Source organism: Pseudothauera lacus (assembly GCF_003034845.1).
Lineage (GTDB): Bacteria > Pseudomonadota > Gammaproteobacteria > Burkholderiales > Rhodocyclaceae > Pseudothauera > Pseudothauera lacus.
Genome location: NZ_PZKC01000002.1, coordinates 60,377 through 86,553, shown reverse-complemented (window position 1 = coordinate 86,553; position 26,177 = coordinate 60,377). Strand labels below are relative to the sequence as shown.

The 26,177-nt window shown below is 67.7% G+C and carries 24 protein-coding genes; 17 read left to right on the top strand and 7 right to left on the bottom strand.

Annotated elements, in window-relative coordinates; genetic code table 11:
• Positions 1-28: 28 nt before the first annotated feature.
• Positions 29-1,237 (bottom strand): Eco57I restriction-modification methylase domain-containing protein, encoded by a 1,209-nt coding sequence (locus tag C8261_RS02375; protein ID WP_235864807.1) that lies wholly within the window; start codon positions 1,235-1,237, stop codon positions 29-31.
• 184 nt (positions 1,238-1,421) lie between these two features.
• Between C8261_RS02375 and C8261_RS02370 the strand changes: the two genes are divergently transcribed.
• The 7 genes from C8261_RS02370 (at position 1,422) to C8261_RS02340 (ending at position 8,820) form a co-directional block, all read left to right on the top strand.
• The gene (locus C8261_RS02370; RefSeq protein ID WP_107492067.1) at positions 1,422-2,000 is read left to right on the top strand and encodes a DUF5610 domain-containing protein; all 579 of its coding nucleotides are present in this window, start codon (positions 1,422-1,424) and stop codon (positions 1,998-2,000) included.
• A gap of 68 nt (positions 2,001-2,068) precedes the next feature.
• Positions 2,069-2,497, top strand: coding sequence for an acyl-CoA thioesterase (locus C8261_RS02365; RefSeq protein WP_107492066.1), 429 nt, complete (start codon positions 2,069-2,071; stop codon positions 2,495-2,497).
• 58 nt (positions 2,498-2,555) lie between these two features.
• On the top strand, positions 2,556-3,941 hold the full coding sequence (gene trhP / locus C8261_RS02360) for a prephenate-dependent tRNA uridine(34) hydroxylase TrhP (protein WP_107492065.1): 1,386 nt from the start codon (positions 2,556-2,558) through the stop codon (positions 3,939-3,941).
• A 122-nt stretch (positions 3,942-4,063) separates the two neighbouring features.
• Positions 4,064-5,155, top strand: a complete 1,092-nt coding sequence (gene trmA, locus C8261_RS02355) for a tRNA (uridine(54)-C5)-methyltransferase TrmA (RefSeq protein ID WP_107492064.1) — start codon at positions 4,064-4,066, stop codon at positions 5,153-5,155.
• A gap of 72 nt (positions 5,156-5,227) precedes the next feature.
• A complete protein-coding gene (locus C8261_RS02350) occupies positions 5,228-6,619 on the top strand; it encodes a diguanylate cyclase (protein ID WP_107492063.1) in 1,392 nt (463 codons plus the stop codon).
• Between the two features lie 8 nt (positions 6,620-6,627).
• Positions 6,628-7,107, top strand: a complete 480-nt coding sequence (locus C8261_RS02345; RefSeq protein ID WP_107492062.1) for a GNAT family N-acetyltransferase — start codon at positions 6,628-6,630, stop codon at positions 7,105-7,107.
• An 87-nt stretch (positions 7,108-7,194) separates the two neighbouring features.
• Positions 7,195-8,820, top strand: a complete 1,626-nt coding sequence (locus C8261_RS02340; RefSeq protein WP_107492061.1) for an ABC-F family ATPase — start codon at positions 7,195-7,197, stop codon at positions 8,818-8,820.
• A 39-nt stretch (positions 8,821-8,859) separates the two neighbouring features.
• On the opposite strand, the gene C8261_RS02335 is transcribed toward C8261_RS02340, so the two are convergent.
• Complete coding sequence (locus C8261_RS02335; protein WP_107492060.1) at positions 8,860-9,789, bottom strand: hypothetical protein; 930 nt, start codon at positions 9,787-9,789, stop codon at positions 8,860-8,862.
• A 249-nt stretch (positions 9,790-10,038) separates the two neighbouring features.
• On the opposite strand from C8261_RS02335, the gene betT reads away from it, so the two are divergent.
• The gene (gene betT / locus C8261_RS02330; RefSeq protein WP_107492059.1) at positions 10,039-12,039 is read left to right on the top strand and encodes a choline BCCT transporter BetT; all 2,001 of its coding nucleotides are present in this window, start codon (positions 10,039-10,041) and stop codon (positions 12,037-12,039) included.
• A gap of 21 nt (positions 12,040-12,060) precedes the next feature.
• Here the strand turns inward: betT and C8261_RS02325 are convergent, their stop codons facing one another.
• Positions 12,061-12,702, bottom strand: coding sequence for a DUF47 domain-containing protein (locus tag C8261_RS02325; protein WP_107492058.1), 642 nt, complete (start codon positions 12,700-12,702; stop codon positions 12,061-12,063).
• A gap of 10 nt (positions 12,703-12,712) precedes the next feature.
• The gene (locus C8261_RS02320; RefSeq protein WP_107492347.1) at positions 12,713-13,750 is read right to left on the bottom strand and encodes an inorganic phosphate transporter; all 1,038 of its coding nucleotides are present in this window, start codon (positions 13,748-13,750) and stop codon (positions 12,713-12,715) included.
• A 144-nt stretch (positions 13,751-13,894) separates the two neighbouring features.
• Between C8261_RS02320 and C8261_RS02315 the strand changes: the two genes are divergently transcribed.
• The 5 genes from C8261_RS02315 (at position 13,895) to metW (ending at position 18,178) form a co-directional block, all read left to right on the top strand.
• Positions 13,895-14,278: a PTS sugar transporter subunit IIA gene (locus tag C8261_RS02315; protein WP_107492057.1), complete on the top strand. Its 384-nt coding sequence runs from the start codon at positions 13,895-13,897 to the stop codon at positions 14,276-14,278.
• 10 nt (positions 14,279-14,288) lie between these two features.
• Positions 14,289-14,558, top strand: a complete 270-nt coding sequence (locus C8261_RS02310; protein ID WP_107492056.1) for an HPr family phosphocarrier protein — start codon at positions 14,289-14,291, stop codon at positions 14,556-14,558.
• A 4-nt stretch (positions 14,559-14,562) separates the two neighbouring features.
• Positions 14,563-16,290 carry a phosphoenolpyruvate--protein phosphotransferase gene (gene ptsP, locus C8261_RS02305; RefSeq protein WP_107492055.1) on the top strand — a complete coding sequence of 576 codons (1,728 nt, stop codon included), beginning with the start codon at positions 14,563-14,565 and terminating at the stop codon, positions 16,288-16,290.
• 173 nt (positions 16,291-16,463) lie between these two features.
• Positions 16,464-17,597: a homoserine O-succinyltransferase MetX gene (gene metX / locus C8261_RS02300; protein ID WP_107492054.1), complete on the top strand. Its 1,134-nt coding sequence runs from the start codon at positions 16,464-16,466 to the stop codon at positions 17,595-17,597.
• The gene (gene metW / locus C8261_RS02295) at positions 17,594-18,178 is read left to right on the top strand and encodes a methionine biosynthesis protein MetW (RefSeq protein WP_107492053.1); all 585 of its coding nucleotides are present in this window, start codon (positions 17,594-17,596) and stop codon (positions 18,176-18,178) included. The genes metX and metW overlap by 4 nt, the downstream gene beginning before the upstream one ends.
• 55 nt (positions 18,179-18,233) lie before the next feature.
• Here the strand turns inward: metW and C8261_RS02290 are convergent, their stop codons facing one another.
• Positions 18,234-18,551: a hypothetical protein gene (locus tag C8261_RS02290; RefSeq protein ID WP_107492052.1), complete on the bottom strand. Its 318-nt coding sequence runs from the start codon at positions 18,549-18,551 to the stop codon at positions 18,234-18,236.
• A 205-nt stretch (positions 18,552-18,756) separates the two neighbouring features.
• On the opposite strand from C8261_RS02290, the gene C8261_RS17275 reads away from it, so the two are divergent.
• From C8261_RS17275 to C8261_RS02270, 4 genes are all read left to right on the top strand, one after another.
• Entirely contained in the window at positions 18,757-22,239 is a 3,483-nt protein-coding gene (locus C8261_RS17275) for a sensor domain-containing protein (RefSeq protein ID WP_181358819.1), read from the top strand.
• A 202-nt stretch (positions 22,240-22,441) separates the two neighbouring features.
• Positions 22,442-22,678 carry a hypothetical protein gene (locus C8261_RS02280; protein ID WP_107492051.1) on the top strand — a complete coding sequence of 79 codons (237 nt, stop codon included), beginning with the start codon at positions 22,442-22,444 and terminating at the stop codon, positions 22,676-22,678.
• A 49-nt stretch (positions 22,679-22,727) separates the two neighbouring features.
• Positions 22,728-23,240, top strand: a complete 513-nt coding sequence (locus C8261_RS02275; RefSeq protein WP_219905115.1) for a methyltransferase family protein — start codon at positions 22,728-22,730, stop codon at positions 23,238-23,240.
• 136 nt (positions 23,241-23,376) lie between these two features.
• Positions 23,377-23,985 carry an LOG family protein gene (locus C8261_RS02270; RefSeq protein ID WP_107492050.1) on the top strand — a complete coding sequence of 203 codons (609 nt, stop codon included), beginning with the start codon at positions 23,377-23,379 and terminating at the stop codon, positions 23,983-23,985.
• A 13-nt stretch (positions 23,986-23,998) separates the two neighbouring features.
• Here C8261_RS02270 and C8261_RS02265 read toward each other — a convergent pair whose 3' ends face one another.
• Both C8261_RS02265 and C8261_RS02260 read right to left on the bottom strand, forming a co-directional pair.
• A complete protein-coding gene (locus tag C8261_RS02265; protein WP_107492049.1) occupies positions 23,999-25,129 on the bottom strand; it encodes a SpoIIE family protein phosphatase in 1,131 nt (376 codons plus the stop codon).
• Complete coding sequence (locus C8261_RS02260) at positions 25,119-26,177, bottom strand: HD-GYP domain-containing protein (protein WP_107492048.1); 1,059 nt, start codon at positions 26,175-26,177, stop codon at positions 25,119-25,121. Before C8261_RS02260 ends, C8261_RS02265 begins: the two co-directional genes overlap by 11 nt.

Sequence of the window (26,177 nt, the reverse complement as noted above, 5' to 3'; positions counted from 1 at the left end):
ATGTTACACCAAGGGCTGCAGGCCACTTTCACCCCTTTTCGGGCAGAAAGCGGCGGAAGTGCTCCGGCAGCGGCGCGTGGGCCAGGCTGCGCTGGGTGAACAGGAAACGGCCGTCGCAGACGAAGCCGAGATCGGCCCAGTCTACGGCGTTGAGCGCGTCGCGGAAGGCGGCGAGGTCGATGTCCTCGCAGTGCGGGAAGATCGCCAGCACGGCGCCGTCGTAGTGCGTGCAGGGGTGCAGGAAGAAGGGCGCGGGCTGGCGGGTGCGGCCGTTCACGTAGACCCGCGGGCGCTCGGACTGGTAGTAGCCGCGCCCCCACTGCCACCAGTTGCGTTCGTCGAACTTCTGCACCTTGCGCGCGATGAGGCGCGCCTTGTAGGGCAACAGGGCGTGCGGCGGCGGGTCGCCGGGGTCTACCCAGATCATGCGGCGGGTGCGCCCGGTGGCCACGGTGGAGGAGCAGACGAAGTCGCGATTGCCCTGCAGGATGTCTTCGTATACCTCGTCGGCACCGGACACCGCGCCGACCTTGACCATCGCCACGTCGCCCAGGTGCAGCGGATAGTCGCCGCGGGCGAACATCAGGTGGCCGCCGGCCTCGACGAAGTGGCGTTCCTGCCAGGGCGGATCGGCGAGCAGCGCCGCGACGTCGTCACCGCTGCCCAGTTCGGCAACCTGCATGCGGCGCTCGCCGCAGTCCTTCTCGAAGCGCCAGATCAGGCAGTTGGGCAGCGCGCCGTCGAACACCCGCGCGTCACCCAGTTCGATGGCGTGGGTGATGCTGCCCTGCTGGTAGAGCAGGCGGTTCAGGCGCACCGCGGAGGTGGCCTTGAGGAAGTCGCGCGGGGTAATGAAGATCAGCTCGCCCCCCGGGGCGAGGTGGCGCAGGCACTTCTCGATGAAGAAAAGGTAGAGGTTGGAGCGCCCGTCGAAATGCGCCGAGGCCAGCCGCCGACGGGTCTCCGGCAGGATGTCCTGGAAGCGCACGTAGGGCGGATTGCCGATGATGGTGTCGAACTTCTCGCTGTCCGGATAGGCGAAGAAGTCGATGTTGAGCGCGCCCGCGGGGCAGTGGCCGGCGTCCAGCTCGATGCCCACCGCACCCGGCAAGCGGCCCAGGAAGGCGCCATCGCCGCACGACGGTTCCAGCACGCGGCCGGCGCGCTGGCGCAGGGCGAGCATCGCGCCCACCACCGCTTCCGGGGTGAACACCTGCCCGAAAGTGGCAACGTCCATGAGGCCAAGGCCGGATTGTTGTGCGGGTTCGGGCATGAGATGAAGCTGACAGGGGAAAGCGCGCACGATAAGTCGCCCTCCGGCGCAGCACAAGCGCCGGCGCAGCAAAGCCCTCAAGTTCTGTGCCGCGCTGCCGTTAACGCTGCAACGCGGCCGTGTATGCCGACCGCCAAGGAGAGTCGCCATGCCCGCACTGCCCATCAGCCCCGCCGGCGAAGCCCGCCCCGCCTCCGCCGACAAGTCCGCTGCTCCTGCCGCCGCACGCCCGGCCGACACCCGCGCCGCCGCGCAGCAGACGCTCAACACGCAGATCCTGCAATCCTCGCTGGAAGTCTCCATCAAGGCCGGCGACGACGCCCTCGCCCTGCTCTACCGCAGCGCCATCGACAGCCTCAACGAAACACTGGAAGCCGAACTCGGCCCCAATGCCATCGAGAATGCCGCCGCCAACCAGGACAACTCCCCGGAAGCCACGGCAGAACGCATCCTCAGCTTCGCCACCGGCTTCTTCGAGGCCTTTGCCGCACAGCGCCCCGATGGCGACGCCGAGCAGGTCGCGCGCGACTTCGTCGATCTCATCCGCGGCGGCTTCGAGAAAGGCTTCAACGAGGCCCGCGACATCCTCGACGGCCTCGGCGTGCTCGGCGGCGAGGTCGAGAGCGCGATCATGAAGACCTTCGAGCTGGTGCACAAGGGCCTCGACGACTTTCTCGCCAGCAAACTGCCGCCCAAGCCCGAAGCCGCAGGCAATGAAGTTGTCTGAAGAGCGCTGAGCTCTGGCGCTATCATCGCGGGCTCATCCCAACCCGCGGTTCACTGCCGCCCGACACCATGGCCCGCATCCACATCGACCTGCCCGACCGCTTCGTCTTTGCCACCGAGATCCCGCTCTATCTGAGCCACATGAACTACGGCGGCCATCTGGACAACGCCCTGCTGCTCACCGTGGTCTCGGAGGCGCGGGTGCGCTGGCTGAAGTCCATGGGCTACGGCGAACTGGACGTCGAAGGCCTGGGCATCATCGTCGCCGACGCCGCGCTGCAGTACAAGTCCGAAGCCTTTCACGGCGAGGTCATGCAGGTGGAGATGGACGCCCGCGAGTTCGGCAAGTACGGCTGCGACCTGGTGTGGCGCATGCGCGAGCGCGACAGCGGCCGCGAAGTGGCGCGCGGCAAGACCGGCATCGTCTTCTTCGACTATGGCGCACGCAAGATTGCCGGCGTACCGGACGGCTTTCGCCGCCGCTTTGAGCAGGCCTGAGGCGCGGGCGCGGTAGAATCGCGCCCCACCCCGCCTTCCCCCGCCCGTCTCCATTCTCATGAAACGCCCCGAACTGCTCGCCCCCGCCGGCTCGCTGGCGATGATGCGCACCGCCTTCGCCTATGGCGCGGACGCGGTGTATGCCGGCCAGCCGCGCTACTCGCTGCGCGTGCGCAACAACGACTTCGGCCGCGTCGATACCCTGGCCACCGGCATCCACGAGGCTCACGCCGCCGGCAAGCAGTTCTACCTGGTCAGCAACATCGTCCCGCACAACGCCAAGCTGCGCACCTACCTGGAAGACATGGCCGAGGTAGTCGAGCTGCGCCCGGACGCGCTGATCATGGCCGACCCCGGGCTGATCATGATGGTGCGCGAGCGCTGGCCGGAACTGCCGGTGCATCTGTCGGTGCAGGCCAACACCACCAACTGGGCATCGGTGCGCTTCTGGCAGTCGGTGGGGGTGAAACGCATCATCCTGTCGCGCGAGCTGTCGCTCGACGAAGTGGCCGAGATCCGCGACGCCTGCCCGGACATGGAGCTGGAAGTCTTCGTGCACGGCGCGCTGTGCATCGCCTATTCCGGGCGCTGCCTGCTCTCCGGCTACTTCAACCACCGCGACCCCAACCAGGGCAGCTGCACCAATTCCTGCCGCTGGGACTACAAGCTGCATGAAGCCGACGAGAACGCCGCCGGCGACGTGCACGCCTGCGGCAGCGCGCCGCTCGGCAATCCCACCGACTTCGGCACCGTCGGTACCGCCACCCGCAGCGGCGCGGCGCTGGGCGGCGGGCCGCGCCACCTGGGCGGCAGCAAGGTCTGGCTGCTGGAAGAAGGCAGCCGGCCAGGCGAGCTGATGCCGGCCGAAGAGGACGAGCACGGCACCTACATCCTCAACTCGCGCGATCTGCGCGCCATCGAGCACGTCCAGCGCCTGGTCGAGATCGGCGTCGATTCGCTGAAGATCGAAGGCCGCACCAAGAGCCCCTACTACGTCGCACGCACCGCGCAGGCCTACCGCCGCGCCATAGCCGACGCGCTTGCCGGCCGCCCCTTCGACCCCACGCTGCTGGGCGAACTGGAAGGCCTGGCCAACCGTGGCTACACCGACGGCTTCTACCAGCGCCACCACACCCCGGACCACCAGAACTACCTGCGCGGCCATTCGGAGTCCGGACGCAGCCTGTATGTGGGCGACCTGGCGGGCTTCGACGCGGCACGCGGACGCATCGAGATCGAGGCCAGGAACGCCTTCGGGCGCGGCGACCGGCTGGAGTTCGTACAGCCCGGCGGCAATGTCGAAACCGTGGTCGACCGCCTGGAGGACGCCGACGGCAACCCCATCGAGCGCCTGCCCGGCAGCGGCCACCGCGCCTGGCTGGCCCTGCCCGCCGGGGTCGACCCGGCCGCGCCCTGCTTCATCGCCCGTTTTCTGGCACCCTAATGCGACACTGGTAAAGCCCGTATTTGCAGGTTCCTTCCCCTTCAAGGGGAGGGCGCTTCGTTGTTCCACTTTAGGTGCTCCGCCGCGTAACCCGCTTCGGTGGAAGCCGCCGTCCATCACCCATGCCCCTGCCCATCTTCGACCCCGCCCACTACGACGCCCAGCTCGCCGACAAGCTCGCCCGCTTCAAGGCCGACTTCGCCCCGCTCGGCCTGCCCGAGCCGCAGGTGTTCAGCTCGGAGCCGCTCCACTACCGCATGCGCGCCGAGTTCCGCCTGTGGCACCACGGCGGACGCGTCGACTACGCGATGTTCGACGCCGACAACCCCAAGCAACCCATCCTGCTCGACGACTTCCCGCCCGCCGCCGCGCCGATCGCGCGCGCCATGCCGCGCCTGCGCGAGGCGCTGATCGCCAGCGAGGAACTCAAGCGGCGCATCTTCCAGGTCGAGTTCCTCGCCACGCTCTCCGGCGAGCTGATGGTGAGCCTGGTCTACCACCGCAAGCTGGGCCCGGAATGGGAGACCGCCGCGCGCGAACTGGCCGCCGCACTGGGCGCGCAGATCATCGGCCGCAGCCGCGGGCAGAAGATCGTGCTGGAGCGCGACTGGCTGCTGGAAGAATTCGAACTCGACGGCCGCCGGCTGCGCTACCAGCAGATCGAAGGCAGCTTTACCCAGCCCAATGGCGAAGTGAACCGCAAGATGCTGGGCTGGGCGCGCGCGCAGGCCGCAGATGCGGGCGGCGACCTGCTGGAGCTTTACTGCGGCAACGGCAACTTCACCATCGCGCTGGCGCCGCTGTTCGGGCGGGTGCTGGCCACCGAGCTGTCGAAGTCCTCGGTGCGCGCGGCGCTCTACAACATCGAGGCCAACGGCGCCGACAACATCACCATGGTGCGCATGTCGAGCGAGGAACTCTCCGACGCCATGGCCGGCGGGCGCGAGTACCGCCGCATGCAGGGCGTGGACCTGACCGGCTACCGCTTCTCGACGCTGTTCGTGGACCCGCCGCGCAGCGGCCTGGACCCGGCCACGGTGGCGCTCGCCGCCGGCTTCGAGCACATCCTCTACATCTCCTGCAACCCACAGACCTTGCGCGACAACGCCGAAGCGCTCGCCGCCACCCATCGCATCGCCGCAGCCGCCGCCTTCGACCAGTTTCCCTACACCCACCATCTGGAGTGCGGACTGCTGCTGGTGCGCCAGCGCTGAACAGGACGCCCGGCAAGCGCCGCGGCTTCGTGGGAGAATGTGCGGCCACCCCCCCAACACCGCGCCTACCCCATGCACACCAACAACCTGCCGCTCAGCGGCACCATGGAAGCCGACTGGATCAGCCTCTTCGACAGCGTGCCGGAGAGCACCCGCAACGCCCTCCGCAAGGTCGTCGACGAGCACTGCGAAGACATGGCGGTAGCGTTCTACGCCCGCATGATGGGCGATGTCGACGCGCGCCCCTTCCTTACCCATGACGCGGTGGAAAAGCGCCTCCGGCACTCCATGCAGCGCTGGCTGAGCACGCTGTTTTCCTGTGCCGACCGCGACCAGTTCGCCGCCGCCATGGCCATGCAGCGCCACGTCGGCGAAGTGCACGCGCGCGTGGAACTGCCGGTCAATATCGTTGCCCGCGGCGCCCGTGTGCTGAAGGGCGAGATCGCCCACCGCCTGCTGCAGGGCGGGCTGGACGGCGAAGCGCTGGTGGACGCGGTACTGTACGCCGACAACCTCATCGACATCGCCTTCGAGGAGATGAGCTCGGCCTACGTCGCCTCGCACGAACGCGCCGCGCGCATCGATGAAGCCTACCGGGTGTTCTCCTACGGCCAGAACATGTCGCTGGAGCGCGAACGCCAGCGCGCCGCCCTGCTCGACTGGGAAAACCGCTTCCTGCAGGAAATGATGGCCGGTGCCGCCGGTGACGAACTGCAGACCCTGGGCGACTCCTCCTTCGGCCTGTGGCTGCACCACAAAGCCACGGCGATCTTCGAAGGCTCTTCCGAGCTGCCGGCGATCCGCCTCGCCATCCACAGCGTCGACGACAACCTCCTGCCGCTGTGCGCCGGCCAGCTCGAAAACGGCGAGCGCGAGGAGACCCGCCGCCTGATCAAGGCCGTGCAGGCCGAACTGGGGCAGCTCAAGTTCCTCGTCGGGGCAATGTTCGAACGCTTCGTCGATCTCGAATCGGGCAAGGATGCCCTCACCCAGTTGCTCAACCGCCGCTTCCTGCCCGCCATCCTCAGCCGCGAGACCGAGATCAGCCGCAACCAGGGCAAGCCCTTCGCCCTGCTGCTGGTCGACGTCGACCACTTCAAGCACATCAACGACCGCCACGGCCACGAAGCCGGCGACCGCGTGCTGCAGCAGATGGCCAGCCTGCTGCTGAACACCGTGCGCTCGGGCGACTTCCTGTTCCGTTACGGCGGCGAGGAGTTTCTGGTGCTGCTGGTAGAGGTGGACGAGGCGCACGCCCGCCGGGTGGCAGAAAAGATCCGCAGCCGTGTCGAACAGGAGAGCTTCCTGCTCGCCGACGGTCGCTCATTGCGCGTCACCACCAGCATCGGCCTGGCCATGCACGACGGCCACCCCGACTACCAGCGCCTGGTCAACCGCGCCGACGACGCGCTCTACCGCGCCAAACACGACGGCCGCAACCGCGTCGTCATTGCTACCGAGTGAGCCCCGCCATGCTCCGCATCGAAGCAACCGACCTGCGTCGCCGCCCCCACGCGGCTGCCTTCGTCGCCCTCCTCGACCACTACGCGCGCGACCCCATGGGCGGCGGCGAAGGGCTCGCCGAAGCGGTCAAGGACGAACTGCCGGCGCGGCTCGCCGACCATCCCGGCTTCGTCTCCTTCCTCGCCTTCGCCGCCGACGAGGCCGTCGGCCTGATCAACTGCTTCGAGGGTTTTTCCACCTTCAAGGCGCGGCCGCTGCTCAACATCCACGACATCGCCGTGCATGCCGGCCACCGCGGCCGCGGCGTAGGCGCCGCCCTGCTCGCCGCCGCCGAGGGTGCCGCGCGCGCACGCGGCTGCTGCAAGCTCACCCTGGAAGTACTGTCCAACAATCGACCCGCGCTGGCCGCCTACGCGCGTGCCGGCTTCGCCCCCTACCAGCTCGACCCCGCAGCCGGCCAGGCGCTGTTCCTGCAGAAGTGGCTGTAAGCTTGCCGCAGCGCACAATGCGCGGCAGCCAAACACGCCTTGCGCTATAATGCAAGGCTTTGTTTTATCTGAATATCAGGATCTTCCGTGCTCGTCGCCGCCAACATCACCATGCAGTTCGGGGCCAAGCCCCTGTTCGAGAACGTCTCCGTCAAGTTCGGCGAGGGCAACCGCTACGGCCTGATCGGCGCCAACGGCGCCGGCAAGTCGACCTTCATGAAGATCCTCTGCGGCATCCTCGAGCCCTCCGCAGGCAACGTCTCCAAGGATACCCACGAGCGCATGGCCTATCTGCGCCAGGACCAGTTCGCCTATGAAGAGCAGCGCGTGCTCGACGTGGTGATGATGGGCCACGAGGAGCTGTGGGCGGCGATCCAGGAGCGCGACGCCATCTACGCCAACCCTGAGGCCAGCGAAGACGACTACATGCACGCCGCCGAGCTCGAAGGCAAGGTCGGCGAGTACGACGGCTACACCGCCGAGGCGCGCGCCGGCGAGCTGCTGCTGGGCGTGGGCATCGGCACCGAACTGCACAACGGGCCGATGAAGAACGTCGCCCCGGGCTGGAAGCTGCGCGTGCTGCTGTGCCAGGCGCTGTTCGCCAACCCGGACATCCTGCTCCTCGACGAGCCGACCAACAACCTCGACATCAACACCATCCGCTGGCTGGAAGAGGTGCTCAACGAGCGCAATTCCACCATGGTGATCATCTCCCACGACCGTCACTTCCTCAACCAGGTGTGCACCCACATGGCGGACCTGGACTACGGCACCATCACCGTGTACGCCGGCAACTACGACGACTACATGGAAGCGTCCACCATGGCGCGCGAGCGCCAGTCAGCCGCCAATGCGCGCGCCAAGGACAAGATCCAGGAGCTGCAGGCCTTCGTGCGGCGCTTCTCGGCCAACAAGTCGAAGGCCAAGCAGGCCACCAGCCGCCTGAAGCTGATCGACAAGCTGAAGCCCGAGGACGTCAAGCCGTCTTCCCGCCAGTACCCGTGGATCCGCTTCGACTACGACGAGAAGGACAAGCTGCACCGCCTCGCCTGCGAGATCGACAGCCTCGGCTTCGCCTACGAGGGCATGGAGAAGCCGCTGATCAGCAAGTTCAGCATGGCCATCGACGCCGGCGACAAGGTGGCGATCATCGGTGAGAACGGCGTCGGCAAGACCACGCTGATGAAGCTGCTGATGGGCGAACTGACGCCGCAAAAGGGCCACGTGAAGTGGGCCGAAAAGGCCAAGCTGGGCTACTACGCGCAGGACCACTCTGCCGACTTCGCGCAGGACGTCAGCCTCACGGAGTGGATCGCCGAGTACTCGCGCATCACCGCCGCGGCCACCGGCGAGGACAACGAGACCCTGCTACGCGGTACCCTGGGCCGCCTGCTGTTCTCCGGCGACGAGGTCAAGAAGTCGGTGAAGGTGATCTCCGGTGGCGAGCAGGGCCGCATGCTGTTCGGCAAGCTGATGCTGTCGCGCCCCAACGTGCTGCTGATGGACGAGCCCACCAACCACCTCGACATGGAATCCATCGAGTCGCTCAACAGCGGCCTGGAGAAATTCCCCGGCACCCTGGTGTTCGTCTCGCACGACCGCGAGTTCGTCAGCTCGCTGGCCACCCGCATCATCGAGATCAAGCTCGACGGCAGCATCGTCGACTACCGCGGCAGCTACGAGGAATACCTCGCCAGCCAGGGCCTGGAGTAAGGCAGACGCCGCCAGCCCCGGCTGGCGGCGAATCGACACCTATCTCGACTGACGGCGCCATTCGTCCAGCAGGAGGCGGGCCGAGGCGGCCTTGCTGTCGTCGTGGAGATACCGGTACACCGCGCTGTTGCGCCCGGGCAGGGAAACAACGTAGCTCGGGTAGCCACGCCGGTCGCGTCTGACCACGGTGACGAAGCGCTGGCCCTGGTGCTCGGTCCACAAGCTGGAACCCTGAAGCCCGCGGCTGTCCTCCCGGTGCAGGAGGACGCGCCCTTCCCAGTCCCCGCCTGCCCCGCTCAGCTTGACGAGGTAGAGGCCTTCCGCCTGCAGGGCAGCGAACTGCAGCACCGCGCCCTCCGGCCCCCCAAGCACCGTGACCGGACCGACGACATCCTGCGCCGCAGGGTCGAGCTCCGGCAGGGTTTCCACCACCGCTGCGGCCACGGCAGCACCATCCTGCGCGCCACCGCGGCAGGCAGGCGGGACACGGCCGTGCTGCTGCAGGGTGGGGCAGGCGGCATTGACCAGATAGCTGCTCGCCGAACTCTGCTGCAGCGCGCCCTCGATCACCGGCAGGACATCGGTGAAGCAACGCCCGGGCAGCAGTGCGCGCGCCATCTGCTGCTCCGCATGGTCCGCCGGGAGCTCCAGGGCGGCCAGCATGGCGAGGGCAAAATCCTCGTCCGCACAAACCTGGTCGGCCTGCTCGCCCTGCAGTGCGCGATCGAAGAAGCGCAGCGCCGCCCAGTGCCTGAAGTGCAGCCTGACGGCCTTGCCCGCCGGATAGGCCTGTTCGGGATGACTGCCAACATAGGCATCGAGAGAGGCCAGGCAGCGTTCCGCGGTGCGCACCTGCAGGCAGGGCGCCAGATCCTCGAGGCGCTGCAGTTCGTAGTCCGCCGAACGGCCCTGGGCGATGACGGTGGCGGGGAGGGCGAGCAGCAGCAGAGTGAGGATCTTGTTGTTCATGGACATACTCATTATGGGTTCCGTGAAATCGACGTTGTCATTCTACGCAAGCCCCCGGCATTGATCCATCAGGCCTGAGCTCATGGCAGCGGCAGTGACAGCGGGAGGCATGCGGGCTAGAGTGAACCGTGGCGGCCGTGGCCGCCGCGTGTTTTTCCGGCGTGCCTCATGCGCGCGTCACTCCTGGCGACGACACCCCCGTCGCCACCGGCAACAGGCCCACCGGCCTTCTTCCACGGAGAAGACTGCATGACCGAACAGCCCCCCGCCCGCGCCGCCCGCCCGCGCGTCCTCATCAACCCCCCGGTGTTCTACACCTCCAGCATCCTGGCGCTGGCCTTCGTGCTCTTCGGCGTCTTGGCGCCGGAGTCCGCCGAGCGCGTGTTCGGCGTCATGCGCGACTGGACCATCGCCTCCGCGGGCTGGTTCTACGTGCTGGCGGTAGCCGGTTTCCTGACCTTCGTGGTGATCCTCGCGGTATCCGGCTTCGGCCAGATCCGCCTCGGCCCCGAGCACAGCAGCCCGGACTACAGCAACACCTCGTGGTTCGCCATGCTGTTCTCCGCCGGCATGGGCATCGGCCTGATGTTCTTCGGCGTCGCCGAGCCGATCATGCACTACGTCACCCCGCCGGTAGGCGACGCCCAGACTGCCGAGGCCGCGCGCCAGGCGATGCGCATCACCTTCTTCCACTGGGGCGTGCACGCCTGGGCGATCTACGCCGTGGTGGCGCTCTCGCTGGCCTACTTCGCCTACCGCCACGGCCTGCCGCTGGCCATCCGCTCGGCGCTCTATCCGCTGATCGGCGAGCGCATCCACGGCCCGCTGGGCCACGCGGTGGACATCTTCGCGGTGCTCGGCACCATCTTCGGCGTCGCCACCTCGCTGGGTTTCGGCGTCATCCAGGTCAATGCCGGGCTCAACCACCTCTTCGACGTCCCCACCACGCTCACCGTGCAGGTGGTGCTGATCGCCGTGATCACCGCCATCGCCACGCTGTCGGTGGCGCTCGGCCTGGACGGCGGCATCCGCCGCATCTCCGAGCTCAACATGCTGCTCGCAGTCCTGCTGCTGGCCTTCGTTCTGGTCGCCGGACCAACGGTGTTCCTGCTGCAGACCCTGGTGCAGAACACCGGCATGTACCTGTCCAGCCTGTTCGAGATGACCTTCAACCTCTACGCCTACGAGCCCACCGGCTGGATCGGGGGGTGGACGCTGTTCTACTGGGCATGGTGGATCGCCTGGTCGCCCTTCGTCGGCCTGTTCATCGCGCGCGTGTCGCGCGGACGCACCATCCGCGAATTCGTCGTCGGCGTGCTGCTGGTGCCGGTGGGCTTCACCTTCATGTGGATGACCTTCTTCGGCGACACCGCCATCCACATGGTGATGATCCAGGGCCTCGGTCAGCTCGCCGACGCGGTAGCCGCCGACACCGCGGTGGCACTGTTCCGCTTCTTCGAGGAGATGCCGCTGTCGGCGATCACCTCGCTACTCGCCACGCTGCTGGTGGTGACCTTCTTCGTCACCTCGTCGGACTCCGGTTCGCTGGTGGTGGACATGCTCACCAACGGCGGCCATGACGATTCGCCGGTATGGCAGCGGGTGTTCTGGGCGGTGGTGGAAGGCGTGGTGGCCGCGGCGCTACTCGCCGCCGGGGGGCTGGGGGCGCTGCAGACCGCCACCATCGCCGCGGCACTGCCCTTCACCCTGGTGATGATCCTGATGTGCTGGGGCATGGTGCGCGCGCTGCGCATCGAACTACTCAAGCGCAGCGCGCTGCGCGACGCCCGCGTGATGCCGCATGGCCCGCACGCCGCACTGAACTGGCAGCGCCGCCTGCGCAACATCATCCACCAGCCCAAACGCCACGAGGTGGTGCGCTTCCTCCGCGAGGTGGCGCTGCCGGCACTCGACGAAGTCGCCGCGGAACTGGGCCGCCAGGGCCTCACCGTGCGCACCGGGGGTGGGGACGAAGAGGGCGGCGACGGCCGCGTGTGGGTCGAGGTAGGCCACGGCGAGGAGATCGACTTCTTCTACTCGGTGCGCCCGCGCGCCTACGAGCCGCCCTCCTTCGTCATCGCCGACACCGTGCGCGAACGCGCCGAAGCGCTCAAGTACTACCGCGCCGAGGTGCACCTGCGCGAGGGCGGCCAGGACTACGACATCATGGGCTGGGCCAAGGCCGACATCATCAACGACGTGCTCGACCAGTACGAGCGCCACATGCACTTCCTCAACGCAGTGCGCTGAGGTCTCGCGAGGCAGCCCTGCTCAGCAGCTCTTGACGACGATGTCGTGCAGGGTGTTGGCGCCGTGGGCCATGCGGTCGGCGGCGTTGGAGAGGTGGCGGTAGATCTCGCGGCGCTTGAACATGTTGAGGTAGTCCTCGCCCTGGAAGAGCTCGGCGAGCGCGCGGCGGTAGAGCTTCTCCACCCGGCGCTCGGCCTTGCGGGCGATGTCGGCGTCGCCGGCGGCAGCTTCGGGGGTGGTCCTGAGGCGCGCGAAGCCGGCCGCCAGGGCCATCACACCCTCGTGCAGGCAGCGCGCCATGTCGTGCATGAAGACGTCGGGGCCAACGCCGAGCACGTCCATCTCATTCACTGTGCTCTTGCAGTAATTCACCACCTCGTCGAGGTCCATGATGGCGCGATAGATGTCCTCGCGGTCGAAGGGGGTGGAGAAGGCTTCGTTGAGGGTGTGGATGTTGCGCACCTTGATGGTGTCGGCGGTGTGTTCGTCCTTCTTGATCTGCTTGGCGGTAGCCGGGTCGGCGGTTTCCATGAAGCGCACCAGCAGGGTCACGGTATGCACCACCTGGTCGGCCTGTTCGGCAAGCAGGCGGTGAAAGTCCGGGGCCTTGGGAAAGACGCGGTCGAGGATGCGGTGGACGATGGATGGCGGGGTATCGCTCATGATGCGGCTCTCATTCGAACAGGGGGCGCAGCAGCAGCAGCAACAGGGCGCCGGCGGCAGCCGACGCGGGGATGGTGATCGCCCAGGTGGCGGCGATCTCGCCGGCCTTGCCCCAGCGCACCCGGCGCGGGTGCTCGGAGGCGCCGATGCCCATGATGGAGCTGGCCACGACATGGCTGGTGGATACCGGGGCGCCGGCGATGGAGGCGGAGAGGATGACCGCCGCCGAGGTCAGCTGCGAGTCCAGCGCGTGCAGCGGACGCACCTTGTACACCGCGAAGCCCAGCGTGCGCACGATGCGCCAGCCGCCGGAGAGGATGCCCAGGGTCATTGCCGTGGCGCAGGCCAGCACCACCCAGAAGGGGACTTCGAAAGCGGGGATGAAGCCGCCGAGCAGCAGCACCAGGGTGAGGATGCCCATGCTCTTCTGGGCGTCGTTGGCGCCGTGCGAGAAGGCCAGTCCGGCAGTGGTGAAGTACTGCGCCGCACGCAGGCGGCGGTTGAACGCCGGACGCGCGGCGCGCAGCAGGAAGGACAGCAGGCGGTGGATGAGATAGCCGACGGCAAAGCCGAGCAGGGGCGACAGCACCAGCGCCAGCAGCACCTTGCTGACCCCGCTGGGCGAGCCGCCGGCGAGCCACGCCTCGAAGCCCCAGACCACGTGGCCGGCGCCCACGGCAGCGACCACCGCGCCGATCAGGCCGCCCACCAGGGCGTGCGAGGACGACGACGGAATGCCCCACCACCAGGTCAGCAGGTTCCAGCCGATGGCGCCGAGGAGCCCGCACAGCAGCACCCCCAGCGACAGCTCGGCGGGCAGTTCGCCAAGATCGACGAAGCCGCCGATGGTATTGGCCACCGCGGTACCGGCAAGCAAGGGGCCAAGAAACTCGAAGGTGGCCACCAGCACCACCGCGCGCGCCGGCGTCATCGCCCGCGAAGCGATCACCGTGGCAACGACGTTGGCGGCATCGTGAAAACCGTTGGTGTAGTCGAACAGCAGCACCACACAGACGGCAAGCACGGCGATGACGAGCAGGGGTTCCAAGTTCGGGCTCCGCACGGCCGGCGCGACAGGCGCACGGCAGAGGAGGATCATAGCCCCCGGCAGGCGCAAAAAGCATGGCGCAGTGCGGCATGAGCAGCTCGCTGTGCTTCGGCTACAATCGGGCGACGCGTACAGACCACTCTCATGATCGGCATCTTCCTCATCACCCACGGCACCCTCGGCGAAGCGCTGCTGCAGTGTGCCTGCCACGTCCTCAACAAGCGTCCGCAGCAGGTGCTGCAACTGGGCGTCTCGGCGCAGGACGACCCGCTCGACCTGCTGCCCTCGGCACGACAGATGGTGGCGTGGGCCGACAGCGGCCGCGGAGTGCTGGTGCTGACCGACATCTACGGCGCCACTCCCTCCAACATTGCCACCAAGCTGCTCGATCCGGGGCGCGTGGAAGGCATCACCGGGGTGAACCTGCCCATGCTGCTGCGCGTGCTGACCTATCGTGACAAGGACATGAACACACTCGTCCAGCGCGCCATCTCCGGCGGCTGCGACGGCGTGCTGCATCTCAAGTGAGCCCCCGACCATGCCCACCGCGGACGCCCCCATCATCAACAAGCTCGGCCTGCATGCACGCGCCTCGGCCAAACTCACCCAGACCGCCAGCGCCTTCACTGCCGAAGTGTGGCTGGAGCGCAACGGCCGCCGCGTCAACGCCAAGAGCATCATGGGGGTGATGATGCTGGCCGCGGCGCGCGGCTCCACGGTCACCGTCGAGACCGCCGGACCCGATGCCGACGAGGCGCTGGCCGCCGTCGTCGCGCTGATCGCCGACCGCTTCGGCGAAGAGGAATAGGGTCATGGCCTTCACCATCCACGGCCTCGCCGTCTCCCAGGGCATTGCCATCGGCCATGTGCACCTGATCTCCCATGCCCTGCTGGAGGTCAACCATTACCACGTGGCGCAGAAGTACATCGCCGAGGAGCTCTACCGCCTCGACGACGCCGTCGCCACCGTGCACGGCGAGCTCATCGGCCTCAAGGCGGCGGCCAGCGGCGGTCAGGCGCACAGCGAACTGGGCGCCTTCGTCGATCTGCAGATCATGCTGCTCGCCGACCCGATGCTCGTCGACGCCGCCCGCGAGCTGGTCAGCACCCGCCGCTGCAACGCCGAATGGGCGCTGGTGCAGCAGATGGAGCATCTCGTCGAACAGTTCCAGCAGATCGAGGATCCCTACCTGCGCGAGCGCCAGGCCGACGTCGTGCAGGTCGTCGAGCGTCTGGTGAAGGTGCTGCTCGGCCACCCCGGGCGCCTGCCGGCGAAGCGCCGTGACGGGCTTGGCACCATCGTCGTCGCCCACGACCTCTCGCCGGCCGACACCATCGGCTTCCGCGACCACAACATCGCCGGTTTCGTCACCGACGTCGGCGGCCCCACCAGCCACACCGCCATCGTCGCACGCAGCCTGGGCATCCCTGCGGTAGTCGGCCTGCATCACATCCGTGACGTGCTCGAAGACGACGAACTGGTCATCGTCGACGGCACCCGCGGGGTGGTGATCGTCGCCCCCGACGAGCACATCGTCGAGGAGTACCGCCTGCGCCGCACCGAGCTGGAGCTCGAGCGCTCGAAGCTGAAACGCCTCAAGGACACCCCGGCGAACACGCTGTGCGGCGAGCACATCGACCTGCTGGTCAACATCGAAGGCCCCAAGGACATCGCCGCAGCGCGTGCGGTCAACGCTGACGGTGTCGGCCTGTACCGTACCGAATTCCTCTTCATCGGCCGCGACAGCCTGCCCGACGAGGATGAACAGTACGAAGCCTACCGCAGCGTGCTGAAGACCATGGGCAAGCGCCCGGTGACCATCCGTACCTTCGACGTCGGCGCCGACAAGGCCCTCAACGGCAACACCCGGGTCGAGCCGAATCCGGCCCTCGGGCTGCGCGCGGTGCGCTATTCGCTCGCCGAGCCGAAGATGTTCCGCACCCAGCTGCGCGCCCTGCTGCGCGCCTCGGCGCACGGCAAGCTGCGCATCATGGTGCCGATGCTGGCCCATGCCCACGAGATCGACCAGACCCTGGCGCTGGTCGACCGCGCCAAGGCCGAGCTGCGTGCCGAGCGGGTCAGGTTCGACGAGAGCGTGGAGATCGGCGGCATGGTCGAGGTCCCCGCGGCGGCGCTGGCGCTGGGCATGTTCGTCCGCCGGCTGTCCTTCCTGTCGATCGGCACCAACGACCTCATCCAGTACACGCTGGCCATCGACCGCGCCAACGAAGCCGTCGTGCACCTCTACGATCCCCTCCATCCAGCGGTGCTCAAGCTCATCGGCGCGACCATCCAGACCGGCGCGCGCTACGGCCTGCCGGTATCGGTGTGCGGCGAGATGGCCGGCGATCCGGCCTACACCCTGCTGCTGCTGGGCATGGGTCTGCGCCACTTCTCCATGCACCCGGCCAACGTGCTGGAAATCAAGCAGCAGGTGCTGCGCGCCGACGTCGGCGAACTGGCCCCGAAGGTACAGCGCATCCTCAGGATGGACGAACCGATGCGCGTGCGCGAGGCCGTCGAACGTCTCGCCGGCTGAAGCGCCCTGGCGCAAGTGGAATTTGACTTTTCCCCCCCGCGGGGATAACTTTCGCCTCCTATAGCGCCGATTTGATTCACAGCTTGCGGGCGCTCAACAAATCCGGCTAAAGCGAGGGCAGCCCAGTCCGCGTTTTCCAGCCGGCTGGGCTTTTCGTTTTTCAACGGCAGATCATGATCCAACCCCAATCCGTCGGCATCGTCGTGCCGCAGCGTGCGCGCTTCCAGGAAGCGCTGGCACTGCGCAGCGGCGGCTGCCTGGAAGACTACGAACTGGTCTACGAGACCTACGGCGAACTCAACGCCGCGCGCGACAACGCCGTGCTGGTATGCCACGCGCTGTCCGGCTCGCACCACGTCGCCGGCACCTATGACGGCGACCCCGCCACAACCGGCTGGTGGGACAACCTCGTCGGCCCTGGCAAACCCGTCGATACGCGCAAGTTCTTCGTCATCGGCGTCAACAACCTCGGCGGCTGCTACGGCAGCAGCGGCCCCAACGCCATCAACCCGGCCACCGGGCGGCGCTGGGGGGCGGACTTCCCCTTCGTCACCGTGGAAGACTGGGTGGATGCCCAGGCGCGGCTGATGGACCGCCTCGGCATCGAGCGCCTCGCCGCAGTGATCGGCGGCAGCCTCGGCGGCATGCAGGCGCTGTCGTGGACCCTGCAATACCCCGAGCGCGTGCGCCACGCCGCGGTAATTGCCTCGGCGCCGAAGCTCACCGCGCAGAACATCGCCTTCAACGAGGTCGCCCGCCAGGCCATCCTCAGCGATCCCGACTTCCACGGCGGCCACTACTACGACCACGGCGTGGTGCCGGCGCGCGGCCTCAAGCTGGCGCGCATGGTCGGCCACATCACCTATCTCTCCGATGACGCCATGGCGGAGAAGTTCGGCCGCAGCCTGCGCCACGGCAAGGCGGTATACAGCTACGACGTCGAGTTCGAGATCGAGTCCTACCTGCGCTACCAGGGCGACAAGTTCGCCGGCTACTTCGACGCCAACACCTACCTGCTCACCACCAAGGCGCTCGACTACTACGACCCCGCCTTCGCCCATGGCGGCAAGCTGCCGGCGGCGCTGGCCGCGGCGCGCGCGGAGTTCCTCGTGGTGTCCTTCACCACCGACTGGCGCTTTGCCCCCGCGCGCTCGCGCGAGATCGTCTACGCCCTGCTGCACAACCGGCGCCGGGTGAGCTACGCAGAGATCGACTGCGCCGCCGGGCACGATTCCTTCCTGCTCGACGAACCGCAATACCACGCCGTGCTCGGGCGCTGGTTCGACCGCATCGAGGTGCACGCATGAGCTATCGCTACGACTACGAGGTCATCGCCCAGTGGATCGAACCCGGCGAGAAGGTGCTCGACCTGGGCTGCGGCGACGGCAGCCTGTTGCGCCACCTGATCGAGGTGCGCCAGGTGCTCGGTTACGGTGTCGAGAACGACCCCGAGAAGCTGCTGGCGTGCATGGAAAACGGTGTGGATGTCATCCAGATCGACATGGACAAGGGCCTCGCCGGCTTCGAGGACGGCTTCTTCGACCACGTCATCATGAGCCTGTCGCTGCAGGCCATGCACAACACCCAGGGCATCCTCGCGGAGATGCTGCGGGTAGGCCGCGAGGCGGTGGTGAGCTTCCCCAACTTCGGCTACTGGCGTCACCGCCAGAGCATCCTCAACGGCCACATGCCGGTTTCGGAGAGTCTGCCACACCAGTGGTTCGACACCCCCAACGTGCGCTTCTTCACCATCGCCGACTTCGAAGCCCTGTGCGAACGCGACGGCATCGCCATCCGCGAACGCCTGGCCTTCGACGACGGCAAGCTGGTGCTGGAGGAGCCCAACTTCCTCGCCAGCATGGCGGTCTACCGCCTCGGCCGGCACTGAACAAAGACAAGCGGGGGCCCGCAGGCCCCCGCATTCACTGCTGCCCGACCGTGCTTCAGCCGACCAGGAAGCCGGCGACGTCGACGCGGATCGCCGGACGCTCCAGCGCCACCGCCACCGCACTGGCAAACTGCTGTGCCCACTGTCCGGGGGTCTTGAAGCGCTCCTCGCCGGCGTACTTGGCGACGTTGAGGATCATGTCCAGCACCAGCACCTTGCCCATCGGGTTGGATGGCGTGCATTCGAGCACCTCGAATTCCTTGGCCAGCCAGGCGCGCGCCTGGTCCTTGGCCATGCCGGCGGTGTCGGCGTCGTGCACGACCAGTTCGTACTCACGATTGGCACCGAAGGATACGGTGATGTGATGGGTCATTGATGGATCTCCTCGCATTGGGTGTGGTTTTCTTGAACCCGCATTTTCGACCCCCTTGGGCGCGCAGGCAAGCCCGTACGGAGCCGTATCGTTGCGACGCACTATTGTAAGCAGCACAGGCGACTGTCAGAATCGGGCGCAAGCGCTTTCATCCATCATGAAGGGCCAGCGGCCGGGGCCGTAGCCCGACGAACCCGGGCGAGGCATGTTCACACGCAAGGCAGACCCCTTCACCCTGCAGTTCGTCGCCGTCTTCCTGATTGTGGCGAGCGCCATCGCGCTCGCCTACGTCGCCTATTATCAGCAGCAACTCGCCGTGGTAAAGGCGAGCACGCATTCCGAACTGCAGTCGATGGCCCGCCTGCTCGCCCAGGACGTCGGCCGCTGGCGCAACGAACGCCTCGGCGACGGCGAAGTCCTGCGCCGCAACCGCGCCGCCCTGCTGCGCCTCGACGCCAGCGTCAGCGGCCAGGTCAGCAACGGCGTGGTGAATGCCGAACTGCGCTACTGGCTGCACAGCTACCTCGACGCCTTCGACTACACCGCCGTACAGGTCCTCAGCCGCAGCGGCGGGTCGGTGATGGCGCTCGGCACCGCCCACAGCATTTCTCCCCACACCACCAGCGTCATCGAACACACCCGCATCACCGGCGCCCCTGCGCTCACCGCCCTGCAACGCGACGCCGACGGCGCGATTTACCTCGACCTGGTGGTCCCGGTACCGCTGGTCGGCGAATCCTGGCACATCGACACGGTGGTGCTGCGCGTCGACCCCTCACGCTACCTGATACCGCTGCTGCATGGCTGGCCGCGACGCAGCTACAGCGGCGAGAACCTGCTCTTTGAGGAACAGCGCGACAGCCTCGTGCTGCAACTGCCCAGCCGCCTCGCCCCCATGATGGAGTTGCCGCAGGTCTTCGCATCCGGCAACGCCGGCAAGGTCTGGGCCCACGCCTTCGACAACCGCTTCAGCGGCGAGGGCGGTGACCAGCGCCCCGGCTCGCAGGTCTTCGGCGCACTCGCACGCGTCGACGGCAGCAACTGGGTACTGCTCAGCAAGATCGACGTCGACGAAGTGCTCGAACAGCCGCGGCGGCACATCTTTGGCGCCGCCGCGGCCAGCCTGCTGCTGCTGCTCGGCACCGCCGTCGCCCTCGGGCGCATCTGGCGGCAGCAGCGCCGCAGCACCCGCGAGCGCCTCAACCAGGAGTTGGGCTCGCGGCGCGAACTCGAACAACTGCGCAACGATCTCCTCGAAACCCTGGAAGTCGCCGAACTCGGCGGCTGGGAACGCAATCTCGAAACCGGCGAACTGTGGTGGTCGGAGCGCACCCGCATGCTCCTCGGCCTGCCATCCGATGCCGAACCCTCGCGCGAGCTGTTCCTCGAACGCGTCCACCCCGAAGACCGCCAGCAGGTCGCCGACACCCTCGCCAGCGCCTATCTCAACACCCGTGGCGGCGAGTTCGCCTATCGTGCGGTGTCCGGCGACGGCAAGGTGCGCCACTTCCACAACCGCTACCGTGTCGAGCTCAGCGTCGACGGCCGTCCCCTGCGCGTGGTCGGCACCGTGCAGGATGTCACCAACCAGCAGCAGATCGCCCGCGATCTCGAACGCCAGCGCGCCTACCTTGCCGCGGTAGTCAATCACCTGCCGCAGGGCATCAGCGTGTTCGACGAAACCCTTCACCTGCAGTACTGGAACCAGGGCTTCGGCGAGGTCCTCGGCCTGCCGCCGACGCTGCTCTACCGCGGGGTGAGCTTCGACGACCTCATCATGGTGCCGGCCCAGGCCGGCGAGTACGGCCCCGGCGACCCCAGGGAGCACGTCCGCGTGCGCCGCGAGCTGGCACTGCAGTTCAAGCCCCACCGCCTCGAACGCACCCGTCCCAACGGCCGCACTCATCTGGTCTCCGGCGAACCGCTGTTCGTCGATGGCCGCGTCGCCGGCTTCATCACCACCTATACCGACATCACCGAGCACCGTCAGGCGCAGGAAGAGCTGGCACGCAAGAACGCCACCCTGCAGACCATCATCGACAACATCCCCGGCGGGGTCTCGCTGTTCGACCGCGACCTGCGCCTGGTGGCCTGCAACGAAGCGCTCAAGCGCCTGCTCGAATTCCCCGACGAACTCTTCGCCGACGGCCTCCCCACCCTCGAAACGCTGATGCGCTACAACGCCGAGCGCGGCGAATACGGCCCCGGCGACACCGAACAGATCGTCGCCCAGCTGCTCGACCGCGCCCGCCATCCCGAATCCCACCAGTTCGAGCGCACCCGCCCCGACGGCACCGTGCTGCACATCCAGGGTCAGCCGCTGCCCGACGGCGGTTTCGTCACCATCTACACCGACGTCACCGAACACAAGCGCGCCGCCGCGGAGATCGAACACCTCGCCCACCACGACATGCTCACCGGGCTGGCCAACCGCCTCTGGCTCGACGCCCGCCTCGAACAGTCGCTTGCCGACTCGCGGCGCAACCACCACGGCCTCGCCGTGCTCTTCCTCGACCTCGACCGCTTCAAGCACATCAACGACTCCCTCGGCCATCACGTCGGCGACGCGCTGCTGGTCGACGTCGCCAACCGCCTGCGCGGCAATGTCCGCGAAGTAGACATCGTCGCCCGTCAGGGCGGCGACGAGTTCGTCGTCGTCGTCCAGGCCATTGGTGGCAGCAGCGACGCCGCCCACGTCGCCGTGAAGATCCTCGAAGCGCTCTCCGCCCCCTACCTCATCGGCGGCAGCGAGCTGCACACCACCCCCTCCATCGGCATCGCCCTGTTCCCAGAAGACGGCGAGGACGCCGCCACCCTGCTGCGCAATGCCGACACCGCGATGTACCACGCCAAGGCACTGGGACGCGCCAACTACCAGTTCTACGCCGAGGAGATGAACCTCAGCGCCACCGCCCGCCTGGATCTCGAACGCAAGCTGCGCCGCGCCCTCCAGCTCGAACAGTTCGAACTCTGGTACCAACCGCAGATTGAAGCCGCCAGCGGCCAGGTGTGCGGCGTCGAAGCGCTGATTCGCTGGCGCCACCCCGACGACGGCCTGATCTCCCCGGCGCGCTTCATCCCCCTCGCCGAGGAAACCGGCCTGATCGTCGAACTCGGCTACTGGGTGCTGCGCGCCGCCTGCCGGCAGGCCCGCCACTGGCGCGACGCCGGCCTGCCGGCGCTGCGCATGTCGGTCAACCTGTCTACCCGCCAGCTCATGCACAGGGGCCTCGCCGAAGGCGTCAGCAGCGCCCTCGCAGCCGCCGACATCCCTGCCGGGCTGCTGGAACTGGAGATCACCGAAAGCGCTGTGATGGAGGAACCCGAGAACGCCATCGCCGTGCTCGCCAACCTCAAGCGCCTTGGCGTCAACCTGGCCATCGACGACTTCGGCACCGGCTACTCCTCACTGTCCTACCTCAAGCTCTTCCCCCTCGACCGCCTGAAGATCGACCGCTCCTTCGTCTCCGACATCGAACACGACGCCAACGACGCCGCCATCGTCACCGCCGCCGTATCGCTGGCCCACAACCTCGGCCTCTCGGTGGTCGCCGAAGGCGTCGAAACCGCCGTCCAGGTCGCCCGCCTCGCCGAACTCGGCTGCGACGAACTGCAGGGCTACCATTTCAGCCGTCCCCTCCCCGCCCACGAAGCCACTGCCTGGCTGCGTGCCCGCTGCAAGAGCTGAAGCGAAGCGCGGTAGCCACCCGGACAAGTGGTTCAACGACGCAACCGAGCAACCGAGGTAGTCGCAGGCGATCGGCCGGCTCTGTGCGCCCGGTCCGCGCACAATTGCTTGTCCGGATGAATGGCGCACGCTACGCTTATGCCGAATGCTTCGAACAAGCCGGCGACCGCCGGCATTTTCAAACTCAGGTGGAGAACGCAAGATGCGCGAAAGCAGGGATTACCTGGAGATGTCGTTTCGCTCCATTCAGTGTTTCAGCAACGACGGCAAACTGGACGCCGAGGAGCTGGGCAAGATCATGGCGATTGCAGAGCGCGATGGCGTCATCGACCCGAACGAAATCCGCGTCCTGCGCAGCATCATTTCCAAGATCCAGCCTGCCGAGGTCGACGAGGCCATGAAGCAGCGGCTGGCCGAGATCTCCCGGAAGATCAGCTGAACAGGATGCGTTCATTGGGTGATGGAGCAGTGCCGGAGCCGGAGCAGCGATGGCCGATGACGTGAAGACGATGCTGCACTCCACCCCCGGGCGGCGCGTGCCCGGTGCGCTGGACGCAAAGGTGCCGGCACCGGTGCTCACGGCCATCGTCGGCGCGGCGATGCAGGCCTATGCCTGGCAGGCCGGAGTGATCATGGATGCGAGCAGCGCGCACATGGTGGCCGGCGTTGCCCTGTCGCTGCTCAGCGCCGCGCTGGCGCTGGCGGCGATGGCGGTGTTCTACCGCGCGCGCACCACCATCAACCCGCTCGATCCACGGCGCGCGCGCCTGCTGGTGACCGGCGGGGTGTACCGCTGGTCGCGCAACCCCATGTATCTCAGCCTGCTGTTGCTGCTGGTGGCCTTCGCCATCCGCCTCGATGCCGTCCTGGTGTGGCTCGGCCCCTGCGCGTTCTGGGCCTACGTGACGCGCTTCCAGATCCTTCCCGAGGAGCGTGCGCTGGCGGAGAAGTTCGGCGCTGCCTATCTTGCCTACCGCCGCCGCACGCCGCGCTGGCTGTAGAAGCGCACCGGGCTGCTGGCGGCCGCAGCGGAGGACAGGCGCTCAACGAACAGGTGACCCCCCCTCCTGGCGGCGCGCATTACGATGCCGAATTGCCCGGGCACATCACCACCCCCTTTACTGAAACGAGCCCCGCATGAACGACCACCCTGCCTCCACCCCACTGCGCAGCCTGTGCGTGTACTGCGGTTCCGCCAGCGGGCGCCAGCCCGTCTACGCCGATGCGGCGCGCGCCCTCGCGCAGGCGATGGTGGCGCGCGGCATCCGCCTGGTGTACGGCGGTGCCAGCGTGGGCATCATGGGAACGGTCGCCGACGAGATCCTGCGCCTCGGCGGCGAGGCGGTGGGGGTGATCCCGCAGGCGCTGATGCGCAAGGAGCTCGCTCACGCCGGGCTCACCGAGCTGCACGTCACACCATCGATGCATGCACGCAAGATGCTGATGGCCGAGCTGGCCGACGGTTTCGTCGCCCTGCCGGGCGGCATCGGCACCTTCGAGGAGATCTTCGAGGTGTGGACCTGGGCGCAGCTCGGCTTCCACGGCAAACCCTGCGGCCTGCTCAATGCCGCAGGCTATTACGATCGCCTGGTCGGCTTCCTCGACCATGCGGCAGCGGAGGAGTTCGTCCGTCCGGTACACCGCGAGATGGTCATCGTGGACAGCGATCCGGTGGCACTGCTGCAGCGTTTTGCCGCCTACCGGCCGCCGGCGGTGCCGAAATGGGTGGGCGGCGACGAGACCTGAGCAGCGCGCATCCTCAGATCTCCAGCGCGGCGATGGTGAGGTCGTCGCGAAAACGGTCGTGGCCCTGGTAGCCGACCAGGGCGGCAACGAAGGCGTCGGGATCGCCGCCGCATTGCTGCAGCATCCTTGCCGCAGCCTCCTCACCCAGAGCCTCACCGGCAGCGTTGGTGATTTCGCTGACACCGTCGGAGAACAGGCACAGCCGGTCGCCCGCGGCCAGCTCGACGAACACGCCCTCGTCTGCTGCCGGACCGGCCGCCTGCAGGCCGAGCGGCAGCGAGCGCGAGCCCAGATGCACGGGCGGCGCCTGCGGGCGCAGCACGACGCAGCCGGGCAGGCCACCGTTCCACACCGTGGCGTGGCGGCGCCCGGCAGCGATCTCGACGAGCGCAAAGACCAGGAAGATCTGTGCCGGCAGGCGGCGGAAGAGCACGCTGCCCAGGGTATCAAGGAGGGCGCGGGCGCTGTGCCCCTCCGCGCACGCGGTGTAGAAGAGGTGGCCGAGCAGCGGCGCGCAGGCGGCGGCGGCGGGGCCGTGCCCGGCGATGTCGCCGGCGAGCAGGCGCTGGCCGCCGTCGGGCGTGAACGCGGCAAGCAGGATGTCACCGTTGCTGCGATCCACCGAGGAGAGGTGGTAGCGCAGCTGACGGGCGTCGAAGCTCTCGGTCTCGCGCAGGCGGGTAAGGACATCCTCGATCAGCTCACGCTCGGCGAGGAGGCGGGCATTGGCCGCCTGCAGGCGGCGGCGGGCCTGCTGCAGGGCGAGCTGGGTGCGCACGCGGGCGAGCACCACCGGGGGGCTGAAGGGTTTGGTGATGTAGTCTGCGGCACCCAGCGCGAGGGCGCGGCTTTCGTCGCTGAAATGTGTCAGCGCGGTGATGAAGATCACCGGTATGTCGGCAGTCTCGGGGTCGGCACGGAGGCGTCGGAGGACTTCGTAGCCGTCCATCTCCGGCATCATGACGTCGAGCAGGATGAGATCGGGGGCGGTGTTGCCGCGCGCCAGACGCAGGGCGATCTCGCCATTCAGGGCGGGACGCACGGTGTACTCGTCGCGCAGCAGCTCGGTGAGGGTGTCGAGGTTGAACGGCGTGTCGTCGACGGCGAGGATGACCGCGCGGCGCGGCGCGGCCTCAGTCGGCATGTTCGCGGAACTGCTCGATGATGCGGCAGATGGCGTCCTTGCGGGCGACGAAGGCGTGGGCAAGCCGGGGGTCGAGGGCCTTGCCGGCCTCGCCGGCGATGTGATCGAGCGCCCGCTCCACCGGCCAGGCGTCCTTGTACGGCCGCTTCGAGGTGAGGGCATCGAAGATGTCGGCCACGGCGGTGATGCGTCCGGCCAGCGGGATGTGCTCGGCGGCCAGCCCGGCGGGATAGCCGCCGCCGTCCCAGCGCTCGTGATGGGTGAGGGCGATCTGCGCAGCGAGCTGGAGCAGCGCGCAATCCTGCGTACCGATGATGTCGGCACCGATGCGGCAATGGGTCTTCATGAGGGCGAATTCCTCGGCGCTCAGCCGTCCGGGTTTGAGCAGGATGTCGTCGGGAATACCGATCTTGCCGATGTCATGCAGCATGGAAGCGTACATCAGCTGCTCGGCCTCGATGCTGCCCATGCCCTGGGTTTCGGCGAGCAGGCGGGCAAACTGGCTGAGGCGGATGACGTGCATGCCGGTTTCGTAGTCGCGGTACTCACCGGCGCGGCCGAGGCGGCGGAGGATCTCCAGGCGGGTGTGTTCAAGCTCGCGGCTGCGGGCGAGGAGCTTCTCGGTACGCTCGGCGACCAGCTCTTCGAGATGGCGGCTGCGGTCGGCGAGCGCCAGGTGGGTGCGCACGCGGGCAAGGACCACCGGCGGGCTGACCGGCTTGATGATGTAGTCGGCGGCGCCGATGGAGAAGCCGTAGGCCTCGTCCTGCGGACTGGAGCGTGCGGTAACGAAGATCACCGGCACGTGGCGGCTGTGTTCGTCGGCCTTGAGCTGGCGGCAGACTTCATAGCCATCCATGCCGGCCATCATGACATCGAGCAGGATCAGGTCCGGACGGCGGCCGGCGCGTGCTGCCTTCAGGGCGGTCTCACCGCTGGTCGCCGCGCGCACGCTGAAATAGGGGCCGAGGATGCCCTTCAGGATATCGATGTTCTCGGGGGTATCGTCCACCACCAGGACGGTCTTGGTGTCGTCTTCGGCAAGCAT